At 59.9% G+C, this 23,014-nt stretch carries 24 protein-coding genes and 2 pseudogenes; 9 read left to right on the forward strand and 17 right to left on the reverse strand.

All coding sequences use genetic code 11. The annotated features are described in order from the left end of the window. Window positions 1–43: 43 nt before the first annotated feature. Complete coding sequence (locus tag IB264_RS13185; RefSeq protein WP_192433652.1) at window positions 44–862, reverse strand: phosphatase PAP2 family protein; 819 nt, start codon at window positions 860–862, stop codon at window positions 44–46. Between the two features lie 204 nt (window positions 863–1,066). Between IB264_RS13185 and IB264_RS13190 the strand changes: the two genes are divergently transcribed. The 3 genes from IB264_RS13190 (at window position 1,067) to IB264_RS13200 (ending at window position 3,685) form a co-directional block, all read left to right on the forward strand. Then, window positions 1,067–1,756 (forward strand): Crp/Fnr family transcriptional regulator, encoded by a 690-nt coding sequence (locus IB264_RS13190; RefSeq protein WP_057206664.1) that lies wholly within the window; start codon window positions 1,067–1,069, stop codon window positions 1,754–1,756. Window positions 1,757–1,989: 233 nt separating this feature from the next. Then, window positions 1,990–2,232: a hypothetical protein gene (locus IB264_RS13195; RefSeq protein ID WP_192433654.1), complete on the forward strand. Its 243-nt coding sequence runs from the start codon at window positions 1,990–1,992 to the stop codon at window positions 2,230–2,232. A gap of 817 nt (window positions 2,233–3,049) precedes the next feature. Next, window positions 3,050–3,685 carry a PE family protein gene (locus tag IB264_RS13200; protein WP_192433655.1) on the forward strand — a complete coding sequence of 212 codons (636 nt, stop codon included), beginning with the start codon at window positions 3,050–3,052 and terminating at the stop codon, window positions 3,683–3,685. A 450-nt stretch (window positions 3,686–4,135) separates the two neighbouring features. Here IB264_RS13200 and IB264_RS35600 read toward each other — a convergent pair. The 8 genes and pseudogenes from IB264_RS35600 to IB264_RS13240 all read right to left on the reverse strand — a co-directional run bounded on the left by IB264_RS35600 (window position 4,136) and on the right by IB264_RS13240 (window position 12,967). Then, window positions 4,136–4,749 (reverse strand): annotated as a pseudogene (locus tag IB264_RS35600) (creatininase family protein). A 140-nt stretch (window positions 4,750–4,889) separates the two neighbouring features. Further along, window positions 4,890–5,882, reverse strand: coding sequence for an oligopeptide/dipeptide ABC transporter ATP-binding protein (locus IB264_RS13210; protein ID WP_192433656.1), 993 nt, complete (start codon window positions 5,880–5,882; stop codon window positions 4,890–4,892). Continuing rightward, window positions 5,879–6,901, reverse strand: coding sequence for an ABC transporter ATP-binding protein (locus tag IB264_RS13215; RefSeq protein ID WP_192433657.1), 1,023 nt, complete (start codon window positions 6,899–6,901; stop codon window positions 5,879–5,881). The genes IB264_RS13210 and IB264_RS13215 overlap by 4 nt, the downstream gene beginning before the upstream one ends. Next, window positions 6,901–7,809 carry a D,D-dipeptide ABC transporter permease gene (gene ddpC / locus IB264_RS13220; protein ID WP_192433658.1) on the reverse strand — a complete coding sequence of 303 codons (909 nt, stop codon included), beginning with the start codon at window positions 7,807–7,809 and terminating at the stop codon, window positions 6,901–6,903. Before ddpC ends, IB264_RS13215 begins: the two co-directional genes overlap by 1 nt. Window positions 7,810–7,811: 2 nt before the next feature. Next, window positions 7,812–8,825 carry an ABC transporter permease gene (locus IB264_RS13225; protein WP_025430709.1) on the reverse strand — a complete coding sequence of 338 codons (1,014 nt, stop codon included), beginning with the start codon at window positions 8,823–8,825 and terminating at the stop codon, window positions 7,812–7,814. Window positions 8,826–8,967: 142 nt separating this feature from the next. After that, complete coding sequence (locus IB264_RS13230) at window positions 8,968–10,539, reverse strand: ABC transporter substrate-binding protein (RefSeq protein ID WP_245318027.1); 1,572 nt, start codon at window positions 10,537–10,539, stop codon at window positions 8,968–8,970. A 91-nt stretch (window positions 10,540–10,630) separates the two neighbouring features. Next, a complete protein-coding gene (locus IB264_RS13235) occupies window positions 10,631–11,263 on the reverse strand; it encodes a helix-turn-helix domain-containing protein (protein ID WP_025430711.1) in 633 nt (210 codons plus the stop codon). Window positions 11,264–11,509: 246 nt separating this feature from the next. Beyond that, window positions 11,510–12,967: a M81 family metallopeptidase gene (locus IB264_RS13240; RefSeq protein ID WP_192433659.1), complete on the reverse strand. Its 1,458-nt coding sequence runs from the start codon at window positions 12,965–12,967 to the stop codon at window positions 11,510–11,512. 113 nt (window positions 12,968–13,080) lie between these two features. Here IB264_RS13240 and IB264_RS13245 point away from each other — a divergent pair, with 113 nt between their 5' ends. Beyond that, a complete protein-coding gene (locus IB264_RS13245; protein ID WP_192433660.1) occupies window positions 13,081–13,905 on the forward strand; it encodes a M55 family metallopeptidase in 825 nt (274 codons plus the stop codon). 24 nt (window positions 13,906–13,929) lie between these two features. Next, window positions 13,930–15,168: an FAD-binding oxidoreductase gene (locus IB264_RS13250; protein ID WP_192433661.1), complete on the forward strand. Its 1,239-nt coding sequence runs from the start codon at window positions 13,930–13,932 to the stop codon at window positions 15,166–15,168. Window positions 15,169–15,991: 823 nt separating this feature from the next. On the opposite strand, the gene IB264_RS13255 is transcribed toward IB264_RS13250, so the two are convergent. From IB264_RS13255 to IB264_RS13265, 3 genes are all read right to left on the reverse strand, one after another. Further along, entirely contained in the window at window positions 15,992–16,876 is an 885-nt protein-coding gene (locus tag IB264_RS13255; protein WP_309141648.1) for a YihY/virulence factor BrkB family protein, read from the reverse strand. A 170-nt stretch (window positions 16,877–17,046) separates the two neighbouring features. Further along, window positions 17,047–17,226: a hypothetical protein gene (locus tag IB264_RS13260; protein WP_144239295.1), complete on the reverse strand. Its 180-nt coding sequence runs from the start codon at window positions 17,224–17,226 to the stop codon at window positions 17,047–17,049. Window positions 17,227–17,609: 383 nt separating this feature from the next. Next, on the reverse strand, window positions 17,610–17,864 hold the full coding sequence (locus tag IB264_RS13265; protein ID WP_025430717.1) for a hypothetical protein: 255 nt from the start codon (window positions 17,862–17,864) through the stop codon (window positions 17,610–17,612). Between the two features lie 227 nt (window positions 17,865–18,091). Between IB264_RS13265 and IB264_RS13270 the strand changes: the two genes are divergently transcribed. Then, complete coding sequence (locus IB264_RS13270; protein ID WP_025430718.1) at window positions 18,092–18,346, forward strand: hypothetical protein; 255 nt, start codon at window positions 18,092–18,094, stop codon at window positions 18,344–18,346. Between the two features lie 256 nt (window positions 18,347–18,602). Here IB264_RS13270 and IB264_RS13275 read toward each other — a convergent pair whose 3' ends face one another. From IB264_RS13275 to IB264_RS13285, 3 genes and pseudogenes are all read right to left on the reverse strand, one after another. After that, window positions 18,603–19,097 carry a ferritin-like domain-containing protein gene (locus IB264_RS13275; RefSeq protein WP_025430719.1) on the reverse strand — a complete coding sequence of 165 codons (495 nt, stop codon included), beginning with the start codon at window positions 19,095–19,097 and terminating at the stop codon, window positions 18,603–18,605. Between the two features lie 216 nt (window positions 19,098–19,313). Continuing rightward, a pseudogene (locus IB264_RS13280) lies at window positions 19,314–19,505 on the reverse strand (transposase); the annotation flags it as partial. A 123-nt stretch (window positions 19,506–19,628) separates the two neighbouring features. After that, the gene (locus tag IB264_RS13285) at window positions 19,629–19,922 is read right to left on the reverse strand and encodes a DUF1236 domain-containing protein (protein WP_025430721.1); all 294 of its coding nucleotides are present in this window, start codon (window positions 19,920–19,922) and stop codon (window positions 19,629–19,631) included. A 91-nt stretch (window positions 19,923–20,013) separates the two neighbouring features. Between IB264_RS13285 and IB264_RS13290 the strand changes: the two genes are divergently transcribed. Beyond that, window positions 20,014–20,598, forward strand: a complete 585-nt coding sequence (locus IB264_RS13290) for a sigma-70 family RNA polymerase sigma factor (RefSeq protein WP_244445547.1) — start codon at window positions 20,014–20,016, stop codon at window positions 20,596–20,598. 28 nt (window positions 20,599–20,626) lie between these two features. Here IB264_RS13290 and IB264_RS13295 read toward each other — a convergent pair whose 3' ends face one another. Together IB264_RS13295 and IB264_RS13300 are read right to left on the reverse strand one after the other, a co-directional pair. Continuing rightward, window positions 20,627–21,076: an HD domain-containing protein gene (locus tag IB264_RS13295; RefSeq protein ID WP_025430723.1), complete on the reverse strand. Its 450-nt coding sequence runs from the start codon at window positions 21,074–21,076 to the stop codon at window positions 20,627–20,629. Window positions 21,077–21,113: 37 nt separating this feature from the next. Next, complete coding sequence (locus tag IB264_RS13300) at window positions 21,114–21,542, reverse strand: CBS domain-containing protein (protein WP_192433663.1); 429 nt, start codon at window positions 21,540–21,542, stop codon at window positions 21,114–21,116. A gap of 252 nt (window positions 21,543–21,794) precedes the next feature. Between IB264_RS13300 and IB264_RS13305 the strand changes: the two genes are divergently transcribed. After that, a complete protein-coding gene (locus tag IB264_RS13305) occupies window positions 21,795–22,010 on the forward strand; it encodes a hypothetical protein (protein ID WP_144239251.1) in 216 nt (71 codons plus the stop codon). A gap of 456 nt (window positions 22,011–22,466) precedes the next feature. Continuing rightward, the coding region (locus IB264_RS13310; protein WP_192433664.1) for a transposase at window positions 22,467–23,014 on the forward strand (548 nt) is incomplete at its 3' end.

Here is a 23,014-nt window from a genome sequence, read left to right on the forward strand (position 1 = left end):
CGGCTCGTGGAATACTTGAAAATTGTACAGAAGCCCGAGAATGTTATCGTGCCGACAGAGCGGCTTCTTCCGCAACGCAGCTTGATGCCTCGGCCGCCCCCGCAGTCTTCAATTCTTCGCGTGCCGCCGCGACATCCGAGAGGAACTCTGCATTGTTATGCAGTTTTGCGACCGTCGCCGCACCCATAATGCGTCCCGCATCGACGTCGCTCTGCCAATGTGCATCACAAATTACGCGGCTCTGGCCGAATTCTATGCCGCGTTTCATCAGGACATCGGCGCGTTCCGGGCTGATTTCGCTCAACACCAGCGCCCAGGCCCAGCCAGCCGCCGTATGGCCTGAAGGATACGAGCCGTCGGTTCGCAGCAGCGGCTCCTGATCGGGATAGCAGGTGCCTTCGTTATGGACCACGAAAGGACGAGTGCGATTGTAGGTGTTCTTCACCCCATAGGTCGACAGGCCTGCATCAGTCAGGACCTTCTGCATCAAGCGATATAGGTGAGGGGTCTTGTCTTCATTAATATCGACGCCCATTGCGCAGGAGAAGTTTTTCGCCGGCTGCGGGAATTGCAGATCAGCGTCTGCGCGCGCCAGATCCCAGCGCGGCGTACCGCGCAGCGGTATGGTTGCGGCTCTCAACTCTTCGTCACGCGCAAGCGTCGCAGTACCGTCGGCCGGCGGCGGGCCAAGCAGCACAAGGCTATCGGGCAGATCCTTTTGCTTGAGATAGCCCGAAGCCAACTGGAAATGTGGATCCGTAATCTCTGGCTTTGCGGCGGTTTCTGCAGCGGCCGGTGCTATGCCTTGGCCGGCAAGTGCGATGACCGAGCACAAGGCCAATTGATAGATCTTCGATAGCATGCAAGAGCTCCTGGATATGCGATCTCGAGACAACCACACACGCGTGGCCGAACAATTCGATGGGGATGTGGGCAGGCATCAGCCGTAAACACGTAGAGAAGCCGGCTTACCCCTGATCGTCGCGGCCTCTTTCTTCTCGCCATAAAGTTGATACAGAGCTTTTGAACGGCACATTGTGTCGAACCGCACAATCTGGAGAAGAAAATGGCGCGTATGTCACGGGCGCATGCGGAACGCATCATGTGCGAGGCTGGGTGGCTGGCTCAAATGCCTGAAGCCTTCAGGGTACGCTTGCTGCAAAATGCGCTACTTCTGAAATTTGACGCAGGTCAGGTCATATTCCGTCCGGGCGACCCGGCCGGGGGCATTTATGGTCTTGTTTCAGGGACTGTGACCGTGGACACCGCGCCTCTCGACTCAACGCCGCGCCTGATCCACATCGCCGTACCCGGCGGATGGACCGGCGAAGACAGCTTCATGACCGGCAAGCCAAGACGGATCGAGCTGTTCGCGCGGAGCGAAACCTGGGTGATGCATGTCCCGCTGGAGACGATGGAGCAGATGGCCGCATCTGATCCGAACAACATTCGGGCTTTCGGCGTCATTTCGATCTTGGCGGCGGATAAACTACTTAGAATCGTACATGATCTGCAGAAGAAGAGTGTCAGCTCAAGAATTGCGTCAGTTCTGCATCGCATGTCCTGGTCGACAGATGCTCCTATTTCTGTTTCCCAGGAAAATCTCGGTATCTTGACGAACACATCCCGCAAGCAAGTCAACAGCGCCATCCAACGTTTCGTCGAGGCCGGTTGGATTGAAACCGGTTATCGCTCCATAATCGTTACCAACCCGTCGGCTTTGCGGCGGCATGCTGAACAGGATGTGGCAGACTGATATGTTTCAGCGACCAGAGAGCCCTGTGCAAAGAACGAAATTGGTGCCCTGTTGGCAAAAACCATTCGTGCAGGACCAGCTAGCGCGCGCTGTCGGACGATACGCGCCGCGAGTACCGGGCGGGAACGACGCCAATCAGCACCCGCCGTTGTAGCCTCGCGGCTGATCGTTAAATTAGCGACATCTTGTAGAATGCCGAGTGCGCCCTATCATTTTCGGCAGGAGAACACGCCATGTCGAAAATCGCCGCGCCGAAGCTTCCGAACGGCCACCCAGATCGCGATCTCCTTTGCCAAGAGGCGTTGGAGGGCGAATTCCTGTCGCTTGCCGATCAAGTGCACCTGTCCGGTTGGTCTCCAGAAGAAGTCGCGACGGCGTTGATGGAGCTCGCAGACAACTATTTCCTAGTGAATGCCGATCTCGAAATGTTCGAGCTCGGTGCCGGCGTTGTCCTCCTTTCAAGGAAGCTGCACTAAGCACCTCGCTAAATCGGGAGAGTTGAGTTGGTTCGAGACCAGTGGCAAATATTGTCATTGATTTAGCCAGGTCGCACATGCGCAGAGCACGTTGCACCTCTCGCGAGGGACTTCCCGCGCGACTTGTCAGCATTGCTCCACATACCCACCATCAAGGGACGAGTTCGATTTCGCTCAACCGCGTGGTTTTCAGGCGGCCGCTCGATTCACCTTTGGACGTTTGCCGCACGGAGGCGATCCGCTGCTACCGTCGAGCGATACCGCCTTCCGATCATCCCAGCAGGGCGAAATTGCGCACAGCGTAACGGTCACGCACGCGGCAGTACCAGTGTTTCTACCGTCATCAGCATCCCCAAAACAAAAGGAGACGCCTTGAATCACACCAGATTCCTCCGCGTCAAACATCCGAAATTTTCATGCGCACCCCCTGCATGGAGGCCTCATGCGTAGCTTCGCAGGGATCAGCGGCGTCGGTCGCGTTGTTTGCACACGCTATGGTTCCAAATCGGCTTCAAATGTGCAGCCACGGTCATAGTCGCCTGCACTTTTATTAGTAAATGTGAAAAAAACATTGGCTTTCCGGAGCGGTAAATTGACGGCTCCGACAACGCCGAAAAAAACGTGGCACCGAAGGGGGTTATCTTCGTCTCCAGGGTATTTGTTCTGCTACGGCCTCAGCAAAACTCCGGCTCTGGATGCGCCGCACGCAACCTCTGCTTAGTAGAGGTCACGGAAGGACATGCCTAGCCTTGTTGTTGAGGAGTGAGTTATTGCTCGGCGGCTGGGCAAATACTTGAATCAACATTGGGAGACCAACATGAAAAAGTATCTTCAAACCGTTGCTATCTGCGCAATCGTTGCGGCGGGATACACGGCGCCAGCATTCGCTGACGGCGGTAAAATCGGCGGCGCCGGCGAAATTGGCGGCAAGAGCGACGGTGCGAACGGGACGGGCGCTGATAGCGGCAGCGGCGGTGGTGGCGACAGCGGTAGCGGCGGCGGTGGAGACAGCGGCAGCGGCGGCGGTGGAGACGGCGGCAGCGGCGGCAGTGAAGGTGGCGGCGGCAGTGAAAGCGGTGGCGGCAGCGAAAGCGGTGGCGGCAGCGAAAGCGGCGGCGGCAGCGAAAGCGGCGGCGGCAGCGAAAGCGGCGGCGGCAGCGAAAGCGGCGGCGGCAGCGAAAGCGGCGGCGGCAGCGAAAGCGGCGGTGGCAGCGAAAGCGGCGGTGGCAGCGAAAGCGGCGGTGGCAGCGAAAGCGGCGGTGGCAGCGAAAGCGGCGGTGGCAGCGAAAGCGGCGGTGGCAGCGAAAGCGGCGGTGGCAGCGTAAGCGGCGGCGGCAGCGAAAGCGGCGGTGGCAGTGAAAGCGGCGGCGGCAGTGAAAGCGGCGGCGGCAGTGAAAGCGGCGGCGGCAGTGAAAGCGGCGGCGGCACAGGCGTCGTGTCAACCGCGCGTTAAGCGGGACAGTCTGCTGGTTTAGCAGATCGGCAGATCTCTACCGTGACAGCGAGGGGCCTTTGCCCCTCGCCTTTTTTCACAAGCGCCGTCAGCCGCCTAATGCCGGCTCGGCTGGCAATCTCAATTCAAGTGGATCGTGCGACGCCACCCTCGGCATCACAGCGCCTGGGGCCGGAGGGGAAACCCTCCGACCAATTCGGCGCCAGGAGGCGTTGGAGGGCGAATTCCTATCGCTTGCCGATCGAGCGCAACTGTCCGGTTGGTCACGCGAGGAAGTCGCGGCGGCGTTGATCGAGCTTGCAGACAACTATTTCCTAGAAAATGCCGATCTCGAAATGTTCGAGCTTGGTGCCGGGGTTGTGCTCCTTGCAAGGAAGCCGCACTAAGCGCCTCCCCAAATCTGGTCGTTGACTCTCTGCGCCAATGAGAACATTTGTAGAACAAATTTACTCAGAAGGCACCCGCCTGCAGGTCGAGGAAGCGCTCGCCCTTGTCAGCCGTTGCGCTGCGCGGATCGCCCCAGGTGCCGGTGACCAGCGCACGCTCGGCGAAGGAATAGAAGCGCGACACGTCCGCCGGCACATCGACGGGATGCTGCTGGTTGCCATAGGCCTGGCCGAACATCTCGGTCTTCACCCCGTCGGGAACGATCGCAAGCATGACAGATGCCTCGCCTTCGCAAGCATGATGCGCACCGGTGTCGACCTCGAAGATCTTCCCCGACTCCTCCGGCGCCAGCATCCACGGCGTCGTGGCGACGATCGGCATGGCGAACTCGACCGCCAGCTCACGCACGGTACCGCGAGCGGATCCATGTTGCCGCCATGGCCGGTGACGACGAACAGCTGCGAAAAGCCGAGCGTCTTCAGCGAGCGCACGATGCAGCGGATGACGCGGCTGAGCGTATCGTAGTCGAGCGTGATGGATCCGCCGAAAGGCAGGTGGTGTTCGCTCATGCCTAGCCATAGGCCAGGCAGAACGGCGACCGGAATATCATCGACAACCAGCCGAGAGGCGCGAATGGCCGCCGCCGATGCGCTTGCGGTGTCGGTAATAGCCGGCAGGTGCGGCCCGTGCTATTCCAGCGAACCAATCGGCAGGACGGCGAGCGCCCCCGGCGTGTCGGCGATCTCGCGACATCGAACCGCCATACCGCCGCCCATGCGGACGGAAGGCGGAGCGCCCTATAGCGCTCGTCTGCGCCTCAACCCTGGGCCAGATGACACCTCGCGTGGCGGGCGCCATCGCCGAGGCGATGGAGGACCTGCGGCACCTCGCAGCCAGCAGCAGCCATGCCGCATCGTTCCCTGTAGAAGCAACCGGTCGGCAGCTTGCGGTTGTTTGGAAGCTCGCCGATCCGCACCTCGGCGAGGATCGGCAAGGAGCTTGCGAAACTCGGAGCCGAGGCCAGAAGCGTTTGGGTATAGGGGTGGCAAGGATTGCCCAGAACCTCGTCGGCCGGACCCGATTCGACAATCTGGCCGAGATACATCACAGCGACATCGTCGCAGAAATGGCGCACCAGCGCGACATCGTGCGAAATCAAGAGGTACGTTAGCCCCCGCTCCCGCTGCAACTTCAAAAGCAGGTTGACGATCTGCGCCTGCACCGACACATCGAGCGCCGATGTCGGCTCGTCCAACACCATGAGATCGGGATCCGTGCTGATCGCGCGGGCGATTGCGATGCGCTGGCGCTGGCCACCTGAAAACTCGTGGGGCAGGCGATCCAGATGTTCCGGCCTCAAGCCGACGGCAGCGGCCAGTTGCTCCGCCTTCGCATGCAACTCGGCATTGCTGTGCCCGCCGCGAATGTGCAGCGGTTCGCTGATCAGCCGCCAGACCGGCAGCCGCCGATCGAGCGAGGATTGCGGATCCTGGAAAACGATCTGCATCTTCTGCCGCAGATCGCGCTTCTGCCTTCCTTTCGCTGCCTGCAAATCGTGGCCGTCGATCGCCACCCTGCCCTGCTCGTAAGGCGCAAGCCCGATGATCGCCTGGGCGAGCGTGCTCTTGCCGCAACCGGATTCGCCGACGATGCCGAGACTTCCACCGCCACGAACCTGCAGGGTTACGCCGTTGACGGCGTGCACATGCGAGGTGGGACGGCCGAGCCAGTCTCGGGACGCGGGGAAGCGGACGTTGAGATCGCAAACCTCCAGAACCGGCCGGCCTATCGTGTCGACGCCTTCGGTCATTGCCGGCTCTCCTGCTCTGATGTTTCCGGTCCGACACCACGCCGCCAACAAGCCACCTGTCGGCCATCGGCTCCCTCCAGTTGCGGAGACCGGGATCGACAGAGATCAACCGCTTCCCTGCATCTTGGCTGGAAATAGCAGCCGCCAGGCGGGTGCATCAGGTTCGGTACCGCGCCGGTGATCGCTTCGAGTTCCTGCTTCGGCGCCACCCGTTCCGGGAGGCAGCGCAGCAGCGCCTGGGTATAGGGGTGCTGCGGCGCGTCGAGAACGGCTCGCGTCGCGCCCTGCTCCACGATCCTTCCGGCATACATCACGTAAAGTCGATCGCAGAGCTGGGACACGACCGCGACGTTATGCGAGATGAAGATCACCGACGTCCCGGTCCGGCGGGCGCGGTTCTGGATAAGCCGCAGTATCACGGCCTGGACGGTGACATCGAGCGCAGTCGTCGGCTCGTCGGCGATGATGAGCCCGGGATTGCAGGAGAATGCCATCGCGATCAGAACCCGTTGCCGCATGCCGCCGGAGAGCTCGAACGGATAGAGCTTCATGACCCGCTCGGGCTCGCCGATCAGCATGTCGGCAAGAATATCCCGGGCAATGCGCCTGGCATCCGTCAAGCTTGCCTCCTCGTGACGCATGATGACGTCAGTCAGCTGCTTGCCGATGCGGATCGTCGGGTTGAGCGCGTTCATCGGCTCCTGGAAGATGGTCGAGACCATCTTGCCGCGCACATCCTGCAGCTGGCTCTCGTTCATGGCGAGGGTGCTATGACCAAAGATCCTGACGGAGCCGCCGGTGATCCTGTAGCGCCCCTTGGGCAGCAGCCCGGTTGCTGCCATGGTCGTCACCGATTTGCCGCAGCCGGACTCGCCGACGATCCCGACGATCTCTGCCTTTGCGACATTGATCGACACATTGTCGAGCGCCTTGATCGCGCCGCTGAAGGTTGGGAACTCCAGCGACAGATTGTGAATGGCCAGCGCCTGACCGCGAGATTCAACGATACCGGTCGTCATCATCTGCCCCTCAAGCGCGGGTCGAGCATATCGCGGATGCCGTCGCCAACGAGGTTACATCCCATGGCCGTGATCAGAATGGCGAGACCGGGGAAGGTCGCGTACCACCACTGATCGAGCATGTAGCTGCGGCCGCTGCTAACAAGCGCGCCCCATTCGGCGGTGGGCGGCTGAGCACCGAGGCCGATGAAGCTGAGGGCGGCTGCGATCAGTACAACACCGCCAAGATCGAGCGTCGCCTGCACGATGATCGGCGACATGGCGTTTGGCAGGATATGCCAGCGCAGAATGTACAAAGGGGAGGCGCCAAAAGTGCGCGACGCCTTCACGAAGACCTGCTCGCGCAAGGAAAGCGTTTGACCGCGAGCCAGGCGCACATAGGCGGGAATCCGCACGATCGCCACGGCCAGCATGGAGTTGAACAGGCTGGGCCCGAGGGCGGCGGCCAGCGCCATGGCCAGCACGAGCGCCGGCAAGGCAAGGACGACGTCCATGAGCCGCATGATGGCGGTGTCGACACGTCCGCCGACCACGCCGGAAAAACAGCCGATCAGCACCCCAATCGACATCGAGATCAGCACAATCATGAAGGCGGCGCCGCACGACGCCCTCGCCCCGTAGATCACGCGCGAGAACAGGTCGCGGCCAACCTCGTCGGTACCGAACCAATGGGCAGCACTCGGTGGCAGCAGGCGCGCCGTCAGCGAGACCTTGTCCGGGTTGTAGGGCGCGATCACCGGCGCGGCGATGATCATGATGAGAACGAGCAGGATGATGGCAGCGCCAACCAGGGTCAGCGGGCTCCGGCGGCTGAGGTACCAGAGATAACGCAGCCGCTCGGATAGGGACCTGGTCCTGCGCATCGCGGGGCTCGCCGCGACAGGTTCGGTGGGGACGACGGCAGACATGATCAGACCTCCCTGATCTGGGGGTCGGCGAGCATGTAGGCGAGATCGACCAGGAGGTTGATCAGCACATACCCAATGGAAGCGACGATCGTGAAGCCCATGATGGCGGGAAAATCGAGCGTCTGAATGGAGGTGACGACGTAGGTGCCCATGCCGGGCCAGGCAAAAATCGTCTCGGTCAGCACCGCCCCATAGAGAAGATCGCCAAGTGCCAGCCCGAGCAGGGTGATGGAAGGGATCAGCGCGTTTCTGAGCGCATAGTTGAAGATGATCATGCCCTTGCGCAGGCCGCTGGCGCGCGCAGTGCGAATGTAGTCTTCCTGCAGGACATCCAGCATCGAGGCGCGTATCTGGCGCGTGATCACACCCATATTGGCAAAGGCCAGCACAAAGCCCGGCAGGATGATGTGGTAGACGGCGCTGCGGAAGGCATCGAAGCGGCCTTGCAGCAACGAGTCGATCAACAGGAACCCGGTGATGCGTTCGGGCGCAACGATGCCCATGGCCAGACGGCCACTGCCGGGCAGTATCTGAAACTTGGCGTAGAAGAGATAGATCAGGATAAGGCCGAACCAGAACACCGGCATCGAGATGCCGCACACAGAGACCGTCCGTGCAATCTGGTCGATCGGCCCGTCCTTATAGACCGCCGACAGCACGCCAAGCGGCACACCCAGACAGATCGCGATGAAGAGCGCGACTGTTCCAAGCTCCAGCGTCGCTGGCAGGAAGGTGCGGATATCGCCGGCAACCGGGCGGTTGGTGCGCAGGGATGTCCCCAGATCGCCCTGCAGCAGATTACCGATATAGATGGTGAACTGTTCGACAACAGGTCGATCAAGGCCCAGATTGCGCCTGACGTTTTCAAGCGTTTCGGCACTTGCCCGGTCGCCTGCGATCATGCGCGCTGGATCTCCCGGTATGAGATGGGAGATCGTGAAGGTGATGACGGCGACGCCTAACACCACGAAAAGCAAAAGAACCAGGCGCGGGATGATGATGCGGGTGATTGCCATGGACGTCAGCCCTTCCGGCAGGAGAACCCTGACCTTGCTTGGAAAACGATGAAACCCTGCCGCCACAGCCGTTGAGGCTGGCGGCAGGTGTTGCGTGGAATGAGACCCATCAAGGCCGCGGGATCGGTCTGATCCGGCTCCGTCATTCCGTTTTCGACATCGTTCCAAAGTTGTAGACCTGGATCAGCATGGGGTTGTAGACATAGCCTTGCACGACGGCGCGGCGGGCGAAGATGTCGTTCTTTTCCATGATGTAGAGATAGGGCGCGTCCTCAGTCGAGAGCTTCTGCGCTTCGACATAGAGTTCCTTGCGCTTCCCCTCGTCGACGATGGAGCCCGCCTCTTTCACGAGCGCGGTCACCTTGGTGTTGTCGTAGAAGGAACGGTTGCCCGGACCGCCCATTTTGTCGGCGTCGAACCAATAGTTCATGAACATGTAGGGGTCGGCAAAATCAGGCGTCCAGGCGCCGGGAGCCATATCGAACTTGCCGTTGGCCACCAGTTCGCGTTTGGTCGTGTCGGCGACCGCCTGCAGGTCGAGCTTGATGCCGATTTCCGCAAGAGACGCCTGCAGCGCAAGCCCGACCGGCTCCCAGGCAGGATCGGCCTGGGAGAAGGTGTAGGTCAGGCGGATGTCGTTCTTGCCGGAGTCGGCGAGCAGGGCCTTGGCCTTCTCGACATCGTATGTGTACTGGAAACCCTGTGGGTCGTGCCCCCACATGCCGCTCGGCACCGCGCCGCGCATCTGTTTGGCCTGGCCGAGCATGATGCCGTCGATGATGCCTTGATAGTCGACCGCATAGGAAATCGCCTGGCGAACCCTGGCGTCATCCAGCGGCGGCTGGCGGTTGTTCATGTAGATGTAGTTCACATACATGCTGGGATTGCTCTCGACCACGACGGAGGCGTCCTTCTGCAGCGCCTCCGCCTGATCGAGCGGGATCTGCTCGATGATATCGGCATCACCGTTGGTCAGTTGAAGTCGGCGGGCCGAGACGTCGCCGACGATGCGGACGACCACTTGTTTCAGCGCCGGCTTGGTGCCCGCGTAGTGCTCGTTGCGGTCGAGTACGATGCTCTGGTTGCGCTCCCATGAGGCGATCCGGTAAGGGCCGCTGCCTGCGGAGTGCTCCGCAAGCCAGGCCTTCGCCATGTCGCCGTCCTTCTCGTGCTCCATCACCTTGGGATTGATGATGGCCGCACCGGAGACGGCAAGCGTCGAGATGAAGGGCGCAAATGGCGCCGTCAGATGGAAACGCACCGTCTGCGGATCGACGACCTCGACTTCCTTCAGCACCGGAAACGCATCGGAGGGGCCTGCCTTCAGCTTCATCAATCGATCGAAGCTGAATTTGACCGCAGCGGCGTCGACCGGTGCGCCGTCATCGAACTTGTGGCCGCTGGCGAGCTTGAAGGTCCACACGAGGCCGGCGTCGTCGGCAGTCCAGCTTTCGGCCAGTTCGGGCCCGACCTCCGTTGTCGCGCCTTTGTAGGCGACGAGCCTTTCATAGGCGGCGTAAATCAGTGTGTAACCGCTGTTGCTGATTTCGACGCCAGGATCGGCGGTCGGCGGATCTTCCGCTCGCGCCAGCACCAGCACATCCTGCGCAGCGATTGCGCCGGAAAGAGGCGTCGATGCCAGAAGCAAGGCGACGCCAATCGATTTCCACGTGGAAGCGTTCATCTCGTAGTCCTCCCCAGAACTGCGGCGCACGATGCCCTCCCGGCACCAACCGCAGCACTAGAGTAGGAAACGATTTTCCTAAGTGCAATATTTTTTCTTATCGTACTCGTTTTTAGTTACATCAGCTTGTGAGCTTGGTCGTTTGTGCGTTCGCCAAGGTGGAGACCAATTCGGTTTCCGGGGTCGAGCAAACGCACAGGATTTGCGCAGGTTCTTCGCTCACGCTGAGATAGGCATGCCCCGTCATGGCATCGAAGTAGCAGGAATCGCCCTTCTTGAGCCGCAAGGGCGCATAGATCTCGGTATGGAGTTCGAGTTCCCCTTCGATAACGTAGAAGAACTCCTCGCCCTTGTGTCGGATAAGCGGCCCGAATTCCTCGAGTGTGCGGGCGCGGGCCACCGCCACGATCGGAACCATCGACTTCTTCGAAATCTCTGTACAAACATAGAGATAGTCGTAGTTTTGTGTGATGATCTCCCGCCCATCGCCGGATCTGGTGTAAGTGCGGCGCCCCAGCATGCTGGGGGCTTCCTCAGCACCCGCCGTGGTCCCGAAAAGCTCGACGATATCGACCTTGAGGCCCTGGGCGAGCTGAATCAACCGGTCATAAGTGAGCTGCATCTGGTTATTCTCGACCTTGGACAGGGTCGAGACCGCAAGCCCGGTCATGGAGCTCACCTCTGCCAGCGTCCAGCGGTTGCGGTTGCGAATCTCCTTCAGGATATCGCCGAGGCTGGATTTCGCATCGGTCATCGTTGGCGTCTCCAATTTGCCTGCAGCCGTTCCGGACCGCGTGCCGCTCCCGGCTCAGCCCGCGACGCGCGCAGAATCCGACTGGCATGATAGGAAAACCATTTCCTATAATACGTGGCCGAAATCAACATCGCCACGAAAAGCAATTCGAACGGTGGAGCAGCACCCATACATCCTGGCGTCACGGGCACGACCCAATGGTCACCCAATCTTTGTCGCGTTGAGCCGAGCCGAACGGCAGCCATTCTACTGCACGAACGGGTCGGCGACCTTCGGCCAATAAGGGCGCTTCATTTTGGTGAAGGGCAGTTCCTCGAAGTTGGGCTGCAAGGCGCCTGGGCCGCCGACATAGAGGATTTCGCTGGCGATCGGTTCGAAGCCGGCGCGGAAGTGGTTGCTCGATTTCACCACGACAATCTTCCTCTGCGCCGGGTTCAAGCCCAGCGCCGTCATGCATTCCGGGTGGAAGACTTGTGTGCGCACGGTGTTCAGCACGATGTCGACGCCGCCTGCCGTAACCCAGACCGCGTCGCCGATCCCGAGCGGCGTCGGGCCGAAGCGCTGGGTAATGCCGGAGGCGATGCGCCTGATCGTCACGGTCAGGTCCAGTGGGTCGCCGGAGGCCGGCCCGACCTTGCCGCCGATCCTCAGCGCCAGCGTCGCCCCTTCTCCCGCCTCGCGGCACATGCGCACCGCAATCGGATCCCAGTAGAGGCAGGTCGCCACGTCCTCGATGCCGCGTTCGATGATGCGGCGCAGGGTGAAGGTCGAGTCTCCAGGCGCCCCGCCGCCGGCATTGTCTGAGACGTCGGCCAGAACGACCGGTCCGCTCCTCGCTGCGACGGCCCGATCCAGCGCGGCATCGATACTGAGATAGGTGCCGCGCATTTCCTCACGCGCATCGAATATCTCTCTGCCAAAGGCCTCCGCCGTGCGTGTCGCCTGTTCTGCGTCATTGTCGGTCACGACGAGCATCTTCGCGCCGACATCTTCGACGTCTCCCCAGGGAAAGCCGTGACCGAAGGAGACCGAGAGAATGCCATCCTGCCCCTCGATCGCCTTCATGCGGTCGACAATGCCGCGCAACGGCGCGCGATGCGGGTGGAAGGTATTGATCATCCGGCAGTCATAGAGGCCCATCACCGGCCGCACTTCGCCCGTAAGGGTCCGCTTCATCAACCGGAACAATTGGCCGGCGACCTCCTCGATGTCGGTGTGCGGATACTCCTTGTAGGTGGCGATCATGGTCGCGCTCGAGAGCATGCGATCGGTGATGTGGCAATGCAGATCAAGCTCGGCAGCAACCGCGACATTCGGCCCGACCACGCCGCGCACATGCTCCAGTAAATCCCCCTCGACATCGTCATAGCCCTCAGCGACGCAGGCGCCGTGCAGGGCAAGCATGACCGCGTCGACCGGCATCGCCGCCTCGAGGTCGCCGAGGATGGTGGCGCGGAAGCTTTCATAGACCGCCCGCGTGGTCTTGCCGCCAGGCTCAGCCACGGCACAGAGGCTCTCTACCACGTCCCAGGCTTCTTCCTCAGCAGCATTGCGCCAGACAGACATCTGCGACGAGCAGCAGGTGAGCGGCCTGCCGGTGGCGTCGCCATAGGCGATCAGGTTTTCGCGGAAGGCCTCAAGGCCCGTCTGCATCGGCGAAAAAGTATTGGTTTCGGTGTCCAGCCCCGCAATAAACAGTTTCATTTTTGCCTCTCGCCAACAAAGAAAGATATTTTCTAATCATAAAACTATGTTTATCGTCGGAAAGTCAAATGCATCATTCGCGCCATCGCGCGGCTGGCCCGGGGGAGGCAGGAATGCGCATCTATATTTCCGCTGATATCGAGGGGATCGTTGGGGTCGTAAGCCGCGACCAACTGATGCCGGAAGGTTTCGAATACGAAAACACCCGCCGCTGGATGACGGATACCGTGGTTCACGCCTGCGAGGCTGCACACGAGGAAGGCGTGGAGGAGGTCATCCTCAGCGATTCCCACGGAAATGGCGAGAGCATCCTGATTGACCGCCTGCCCGACTATGTCCAAGTCGTCCGCAGCTGGCCGCGGCCGCTGATGATGATGCAGGGCGTCGAGCTCGGTTCGTTCGTCGGTGCGATGCTTCTCGGCTACCATGCCGGGGCAAGTCATCCGGGTGGCGTGCTGTCGCACACGATCGGCGGCACAGCCTTTGCCGAGGTGCGGATCAACGGTATCGTCATGCCGGAGGCCGGCATCAATGCCGCCATTGCCGGGCATTTCGACGTGCCGGTCCTGCTCGCCTCGGGCGACAACATCGCCTTGGACGAGATCAAAGCACGTATCGGTGATATCGTGACGGTGCCGGTGAAGCAGGTTTACAGCACACAATCGGCGATCACGTTGACGCCGGCCGTCGCGCATCGCCGGATTCGGGAGGGCGTCAAGACGGCGCTGGCGAGAGCCGGCGGGGCGAAACCGTTCAAGCTGGAAAACCCGACGCTGGAGATCGTGTTCCGAAATCGCCTGCCGGCCGAGTATCTCTCTTACCTCAAGGGCGTCGAGCGCACCGACGGTTATACGATCCGCTACCAGGGCGACGACATGATCGACGTCTCGCGCTTCATCCAATTCGTGGTCGGCTACAATTCGCGCCTGACTTTCTGACCAACTCCCCTACGGAATTCCGCCATGACCACCTCCATTGTCCTCGGCGCCGGCATGGTCGGCGTCTCAACCGCGCTTGCATTGCAGGAGAGCGGGCACCAGGTGGTGCTGCTGGATCGCCAGGCACCAGGGCGGGAAACAAGCTATGGCAACGCCGGCATCATTCAAACTGAAGCCGTCGAGCCCTATGCCTTCCCGCGCAGCTTGAACGAAATCGCCAGGGTGGCGCTCAAGCGCGGCAACGACGTCGATTGGCGGCTTGGCGATATGCGCCGTCTGGCGGGGCCGCTCTGGCGCTATTTCACACAGTCTGCGGCTGCGCCTTACGCGAGAACCGTTGCTGCCTATTCCCAGCTCGCGCTGCGCGCGAGCGACGATCACGCGCGCTTCATCGAGCTCGCCGGCGCCGGCGAACTGATCGTCCGGCAGGGGTGGCGCGCCGTCTATCGTACGCCCGCGAATTTCGAAGCGGCGGCCGCGGCCGCGGAGCGGCTGAGGCGGGTCTACGGCGTACCGTCTGATGTGCTCGGCGCGGACGAACTTGCGGCGAGCGAACCGGCGCTGCTGCGTCGGCTCGCCGGTGCCGTCCATTGGACCTCGCCCTGGACCTGCCGCGACCCGGGCGAACTGGTTGCGCGCTACGCCGCTCTCTTCGTGGCGCGCGGCGGGACGCTGGCCTGCGGCGACGCCATGACGTTGCAGCGGAATGGCGCCGGTTGGCGGGTGATGTCTGAAGATGGCGTCGTCGGCGCTGAAAATGCGGTCATTGCCCTGGGGCCATGGTCGCCGACGCTCGCCAAAAACTTCGGCTATCGCATACCCATGGTGTTCAAGCGCGGTTATCACAGGCATTTTTCAGGCCAGGGCGGACCACGCGTTTCAATGCTGGACGTCGACAATTCCACGCTGATTGCGCCGATGAATGCGGGATGGCGGGTTTTGACCGGGGCGCATATGGCGCCGCCGGGGGCAGCACCGGCATCGCGACAAATTCGGCATGCGACCAACATTGCGCGCCAGCTCTTTGCGCTGGGTGAGGCCGTCGAGCCCACGCCTTGGTCGGGTACCCGCCCCTGCATGCCCGACATGCTGCCTGTCGTCGGGCCGACCCGGCACAAGGGCCTGTGGTTCCATTTTGGCCACGGCCATCAGGGCTTCACATTGGGCCCGACGACCGCATTCCTCCTGGCAGAGTTGATGACGGTGGGCTGCACGAAACCCCTTATTCTCCCCCTGCTGCCGTCAGCGCGGGGTTGGGCGTAACGCAGCCGCAAAGACCACGGCGGATTGTGTCGGGTTGGATATTGGGTTGTTGATCATCGACGTTCACCGGTTCAAAACGCCACGCCTCGCTCGAAACTCTGCGACGTATGGTGTTCGCGGAATTACCAACTACCGCGTTTCCTCAATTCGACCGGGACAACCACCTTCGGGAAGTCGAGTAGGCGACCAACGAGTCGGGTGATCTGCTCGTCGACGTGAATCGCGGTCTTCGGCGTTTCGCTTTCACCGTAGCTGAAGCAGCATCGCGTTCGTCAAGGGCGCGCCCAGACAACTCGGCGCGGCTGGGCGGATAGGCGCGTCAAGATCGACGGCGGATCCGGCAATACCACGCAGCCGGGTATCTATGGCGCGATGCACGTTTCTCGTCGCCGGAGCATACTCCGCGAATTCGTCCTGGCTGACCTGGCGGAACGACCGTCTCGGGTCAGGACTTCTCAATCAGCCTCTGTGCGGGAAGGTCCGCAACGGGGTCCGAAGACTTGCCTGTCCTAATCTTTTGCCAGGTCTGGTTTCTGCCCCATACAGCCAGCGGTCTCATTCGCCGTGCGCGCTTTCTCAAATAAGATCTATTCCCGCCTCGGACAGCACGCAGCTACAGCAGTGCAATCATCATTGCGATTGTCAACAACGCGAATGCCACAATCCCAGTGTGAAGGAAATTCGCTCGGCGGCTGTTGCTTTTAAAGGTTCGTGACATGGCTTCACCTCACCATTCCAAGGGAAACGCACGGCCATATGAATGGTTCATATTCAAGATTGGTGAGCGGAGCCGAACTTCGACACAATGAAAAGTAGCTTTCGATCACTCGCTAGATGGAGGAGCCGGTTCTCCGAGTGTGTCGGCGACATAGGCTCCGCGATCCCCCATGGGAAGCGGGCTACCTGTTGTTGAATCGCACATTGTCTGATGCTCAAGTTCGGCGTTGATTTCCGCGCCAAGGATGAGAATGATAACTGAAATCCAGACCCAGACCATGAAACCGACAAAAGCGCCCAGCGTGCCGTAAGTGGCATTATAATTTGCGAAATGGTCGAGATAGAACGAATACAGCACTGAAGTAACCAACCACATGAACGTGGTAAAGGCCGCACCCCACGTGAGCCAGCGAGACTTCGCCGGTTCGCGACTTGGTCCAAAGCGATAGAGCATTGCGGCACCTCCCGTGAACAGAAGAAGCAACAGCGGCCATCGAGCGATATAGACGAGCAGTTCCGCCCAATGCTCCAGCCCGATAAAACCTAACCAGGCCGGTAGGACCGCGACTGCCAGAATCGCCAAAATCGACGCGATCATCCCACTGACAGTGAAAACCATGGCCAATCCAGTGCGATGCAGAAAGCCGCGCTTCTCGTTTTCACCATAGGCGATGTTCATTGCTTCGAAGATCGCAGCGATCCCGTTATGCGCGCTCCAAAGAGCCACACTTGAGCTGACCAGCAGCCCGAGGCCGGCGGTACCGGGTCTTTGCGATGCAAGCGTACCTAATTGATCCAGGATCAGCCTAAGAGCCGCAGAGGGCACGACATACACCAGAAATTCGATCTGCCGTGAGATATCTGCGGGATCGGCGGCAATGGCATAAAGGGAGACGAAAATGCCTAACGCGGGAAAGATTGCGAGCAACAGGTAATAAGTCACGCCAGCCGCAATCATTGCGACCCTGTCTTCAGTGAAGCTGACATACACTCGCCAAGCCACATCCCATAGTCCCTCTGCAGGGATTTGCCCTGGCGATTTGGCATCGCGGCCCCTTGGATCATTCGCGGCTCTCTTCGTTGTCAACCGTAGTGCCCGCCTTCTTGCACGAGGCCCCCGATTTCCTGCTCCCAGCGTGTATGAAACCTACTCCGACGGCGTCAAAGGATTTTCCGCCGCCGCCACTCCCGGTAGGGAGCCATGAGTTGCCCTGGAAACCGTCTTTCGATTTCCGTTTCCACCAGCGCGATCATTTCAAGGGCCGTCTCATTAGGTACATCTTGTCGCTCGCTTTCCTTTTCCAACTCGCTCATCCGGGCGAACAGTTCGTCATCCGTCATGGCTTCAAGCTGATCGGGGAGCGCGCGTACGTCTTTATCGGCGGATTTCACGGGATTTCTCCTCTGTTTATTGAGGAAGGGGCGTGAGCAAAACGACCGCCCGGATTATACTCGACTGGCGCCTCTGTCGGCTGTTCGCATGCTGTCCGCCGTCTCGAAAGTGTGGGGTGGTCCTTGCCCGACCTCGCTGACAACAGGAAGCCCGGCTTTGGTCTGGGCGAACTTCCTTGCAGGCATTCATGTCGAGCATCCTCCAAAGCGCGCCAGCGCGTACAGCCACAAACTTCTCCGTAAAGCAAATGTTCCCCCGCCGCGCCACTTCACGGCCGCCTGCCAGGCAGGCTGACGGTGCCCGGCACGGACGCATAGGCACCGTCAGTCGATCACATGGGGTCATTTCCTTTCATCGCGTTCGACATATGGGTCTTGCATTTGTCAGCATCATTGGATGCGAGGGCTTCCTTCGCCATTGCCAGTTCCTTGTTGGCGTAGTCCTTCTTCATTTCATCCGTGATCGCCTTCACGTCTGTCTCAAGCTTCGCCATCGCCGCCTGGTTACAGACGATATCGGCCTGCGCGAAAACAGAAGGCGCCGCAATAAAGCATAGGATCGCTCCCGCAATCAGTTTCCTCAGCATGTCAAACTCCTATTTGAGAACTGCATCAACACCGGCCTAACAAGGAGGCGTCCCCAACGTTCCACGTCACGCGGACACATCGTCGTGATCGACAGAAAGAGTGCGGGAGTGTCGGCAGTGCTCGAAAAAAATTGTTCGTTCCGGCTACAACCGTAGGGAACAGATCTGGCCTCATGCCGTTCATCCACGGTGGAAGCCGGCATCGTGCCGGCAACTGGAGAACAATCATGATCCTGAAATCAATCACGACTCTCGCCTTCGTCGCGGCATTTGCCGCCCCTGCCCTTGCACAGACCGATGTCGTTTGTGATGCGGCCGCCCTTACCAAGGCCGAACAGCAAATCAGTCAGATCAACGATGGCGCAAAGAAAATCGAATCTGCGAAGGAATTGGCCATGGCCAAGGATGCGATGACGGCCAATGACCTGGAGAAGTGCAAGTCGCATCTCGGAAATGCGATCAAGGGTATGGATGCCATGTAGAGAAATGTACGCGGGGCGGCCTTCAAATCCGTCCCGTGCTTGCCCGTTCTTCTTCGCGGATCAGATCGACGACAGCCCACGGACGGAACTAACTCCGCCGCTGGAAGGCCAGCGCGCGCGGGCAATGGGGCTCGCCGGCTTGCTTGCTCGAGCCGCCGTCCTTCAGCATAGGTTGGCGCCTGCGAGGCTGTCGAGAGCGCAAGGTGGGATGTCCCGACCCTCGCGCCCCCAATAGACCGCCAGGCTTGAAACGGCCTCAAGCGGCCTTTGCCTTTATGTTGGCGGCGGCGACCGCCAATTGGCTGAGCTTCTTGTCGGTGGCGCCTTCCTCCTGAAGCGTGGCATCGAGCAACGCAACCGCTTCCTTCAGACCGAGCTGCTGTGCCCAGGTTTTGAGCGTACCATATCGGGCGATTTCGTAGTGCTCGACCGCTTGCGCGGCAGAAATAAGCCCGGCATCGATCGCCGCAGATCCCTTGAACTCGTCGATGACTTCCTCACCCTCGGCGATAAGGCCTTGGATCGCTTCGCAGGTCTTGCCCTGAGCGCGCTTGCCAAGGAGCTCAAATACCTGGGTCAGTCTTTCGACATGCCCTTCGGTTTCCTCCCGATGTTTTTCGAAAGCCGCTTTGGTGTCGGCGGACTGCGCAGCGCGAGCCATCTTAGGCAGCGCCTTCAGGATCTGCCGTTCCGCGAAATAGATATCCTTCAAAGTCTCGTGGAAAAGCTTTTCTAGATTTGCTTCGGCCATGGTTCACCTCCTTGTTGAGACGGTCATAACCAGCATCATCGATAAAGGTTCCAAGCGCCGGAACCTTTCCGCAGAGGAATGGAATGCGACCATTTCACTTGGCAGTTCCGAGCGGCTTCAATTTCGCGACGCCCCGTCGTCGGAACCTCAGCGCGCGATCAAGTCGATCGCCCGCTGCCATTGCCAAGATCCGATAATTCGAGGACAGCGAGTTCAAAGATTTGTTCGGTTGGCGTTTTCCTCTTCGAGCGCCTTCAGACGCTTCGCCTCGGACACTTCCATGCCGCCGTTGTAAAATGGCGCTTCTGAAACGCCGTGCTTGCGGCAAAGATCAGCGGCTTTTGCGCCTGCCTCCTGCTCCTTCAGCACCGCAATAATCTGCTCTTCCGTAAATCTCTGCTTCTTCATTCGTCCGTCCTCAATGGGCCGGCCTCTAATCCATTCTGGAGGAAATTCTCAGGGGGCAGGTCAGGAAGACCGCTGAGAAGTGAAGATCCTCGGCGGTCCTCGATGATACGCAACAGGACAACGCTACTCCAACACCTCGATGACGGTATGCGTATTCGGGTCGATAATCACACGCCGCTCGTTGACGATCGCGTAGCCATACTTGGGTTCACCCGGGACCGGATAGATCTTGATGGTTTCCGGCACCGTGTCGCCGATAACGACTTCGCCTTCGTAAGCGACAGAAGGGGTTTTCTGCTCAAGCACGTAGGTTCGGACCTCGCCAGGGAGGACGACAGTCGTTGACGTGGTTTGGGCGACGGCAGGCACAGCGATTGGCAAGGAAATCGCGAGTGCCGCGAAAGCGATAACGCGCATGCTATATCCTCAACGCAGAGCCAATTTGGTTCCTGCCGGCAGCGCATTTTATTGAAGGACAGGGAGCTTTACTGGGAACGGAACTAAAGGATTGCAGGGGCATTTCAATCAGGACGAACTTGTTCTCCAAGATCCGAAAGGCAGCCCTTTCATGCGCTCCTCCAATTCGTTACGAGATCCGCGGTACGCCCCAATCGAAGCAGAGATTGTAGATCTGATACCGGCGCTGCGCGCCTTCGCACGGTCGTTTGCAACGTCGCAGTTTGAGGCTGACGATCTCGTCCAAGACACGCTGTTTCGTGCACTTCGCAGCCTCGACCGTTTCGAACCGGGCACCAATCTGAAATCGTGGCTGTTCACCATCATGCACAACGCGTTCCGGACCCAGTACAGGATCCGACAGCGCGAGCAGCCTGTCAGAGCCGACTATTGCACCGAGGTTGCGCTGCCGATGGCTCCGACCCAGGATTGGTATGTGCTCAACAGGCAACTGCGTACCGCGCTGGAAGCCATCACGCCGGAGCATAAGGAGATTCTGATTATGGTGGCGGCGTTCGGATTGAGCTACCAGGAAGCGGCCGCCATATGCCGATGCCCTGTCGGCACGATAAAGAGCAGGCTAAGTCGCGCACGAGAAGAGCTTACACTTGAGATGCATGGAAATCCCTTGAGCTAAGCGGCAAGCGCTCATTGGTGCTGGCCGATCAATCCGAGTGGTAGCCGTATTCCGCTTCAAGGATGCGGAGTCCATCGAGGTACTTTTGTGTTTCCATCCCGCTCGCCAGCGCCTGTTCCAAATTGTCCAATAGATCCGCATGCTTGACCGGGAGGGCAAGTGCGTTTGACGCCGCGCGCCTCACAAAGGCTGGTTCCGGCTCGGCCGGTTCTTTTGTCAGCGCCACGACTGCGCCAACGATCACGGGATCAAAGCCCTTTTCCAGCAATCGCTGAGCCGACCAGCCCGGTCCCTTCTCCAGGACGTCGTGTAAATAGGCCACTACCTTTGCATCCATCCCGTCCACGGCGTTCGCAACACGCTGACAGTGGCTGAAATACGGTTGCCCCGTTTTGTCCAATTGCCCCTGATGGGCCTCCGCAGCAACTTCGCTAGCGTGAAGCAATGCATCGTGCGAGCGCAAGACAGCGCTGTCCATCGGTTCGTTTTCGTTACCCGGTGTTTCAGGCATGGGCCTATTCCTGGTTATGGGCTCCACCAGGTGCCGTCACGCCCTGCAATCCCGCACCTGCGAGCGAAGGATCTCTGCGGGCGGCGTCTGCAAGAGACACGACGCCCACCAGTCTTTTGTCGCGATTGAGCACTGGAAGTCGTCGAACCTGAATATCGCCCATGTTACGGGCAACGTCGCCGATCTCTTCATCTTCAAAGCAGTATTTGACGTCCGCTGACATCACCTCAGCCACTGCCGTATCCCCGTCACGGCCGTCGGCCACGCACCGTACGACGATGTCCCTGTCGGTGATCGTGCCGACCAGCCGGTCATTTTGTCCAACAGGAAGAAATCCTATGTCGTTGTCAGCCATATGGCGGGCGACTGCAGCCACGGAATCATCCGGGCTTACGATATGAACGTTCTTGGTCATGATCTGGGCAACTTGCATGCTCTTAGCTCCTGTCGTTTCTGGAAGCTAAATTCGATGCGACATTGCTATACACCGTCTTCGCTCCACTCGCGGTTGAGCCGTCGTTGCGGCGAAGGCGCCGAAGCTTCCGCTGTGTTGTTTGCTAACGGTCGGCCCTGTCCTTTGTTCCGCTCATTCGTTGCCACTTTCGTGATCGATTTCTTCTGGGCAATTGGAACCGATATTCGATTTTGACGTTGGGGATGAATCGCGAGGTTCATGAGGTTCATCATGCCGACGCTGATCCGGTTCGTTATTTTGAACGTGGGAGTGGGACTTCTGCTTGGGGCAGCAACCGCTGCTTCGATCGTAGTATTCGCTCCGGTCGCCCTCGGGCACGGTGATGGTCTTGATCCGCTTGCGCTCGGGCTGCAGATCTACGCTTTCGGTGCATCGTTTGGCCTCGGTGCCCTGGCGACCGCTTTGATCATGATTGCCGAGGATTGATACGTCCCAAAGTGCGGTCGACGAATTTGATGAACGGCCTTGTGCTCGTCGGGACGACTGAACCGTGGCATTCATATCTGCTCCGTGTCTGCTCCGTGCCGTTGCGCGATCCAAGTGGAACTAACTCCCCCTGCGCAGTTTACGCAAACATCTTGAAGGAGGTCGCGTTGACGATGACGTCGGCAATGCGATCTGGCGGCTGACGCCCGCCGATTGAGAGACCTTTCGAAAATACGGAACCGGTTGCCGAGCGCGCCGTTTCTTCCTGACACGGGAATCCGCCCCCTGCCTACTGATCAACCGCGGCTAACGCCAAAGGAGGTGGCATGAAAGCAGCCGCGTCCCAGGAGAGAACGGACCATTGAGATGCAGGTGATGATCGAGGGACAGTCACGCTTCCGGCCTTTCGGCTTACCTTATTGGGGTTTCGAAGATCTCAACAAGGGAGTTGGAAGCATGACTGCCTCTTATGATTACCATATCGGCGTCGACTACCACAAATCCTATAGTCATCTGGTGGTGCAGGACAGCAGCGGCAAGACGCTCAGATCGGGCCGGGTGAAGAACGATCGCCAGCCGCTCGGTGGGTTTCTGGAACGCTACCGCGAGAACTCGCATGCCGTGGTCGAGGCGACGCGCAACTGGATGGTGATGTACGACTGGCTCGACGACATTTGCGATGATGTCGTTCTCGCCCATCCCTTGAAGGTCAAGGCGATTGCCGACGCCAAGATCAAGACCGACAAGATCGATGCGACGGTGCTCGCGCATCTGCTCAGGGCCGACCTGGTGCCGGAGGCCTGGGCGCCCAGCGAACGAGCAAGAGACCTGCGCGTCGCCCTGCGCGAGCGGATGTTTTACGTGCGGCTGCGCACGATGACGAAGAACCGCATTGTCACGGTGTTTGATCGCTATCCGGAGCAGACGGCACAGCTGAAGAAGCTCGGGGATCTGTTTGGCAAGGCCGGCCGCGTCCAGCTGGCGCAAGTCAACGTCTCGGAGAT

It is taken from the genome of Ensifer sp. ENS11, assembly GCF_014851895.1.
Taxonomy (GTDB): Bacteria; Pseudomonadota; Alphaproteobacteria; order Rhizobiales; family Rhizobiaceae; genus Ensifer; species Ensifer canadensis.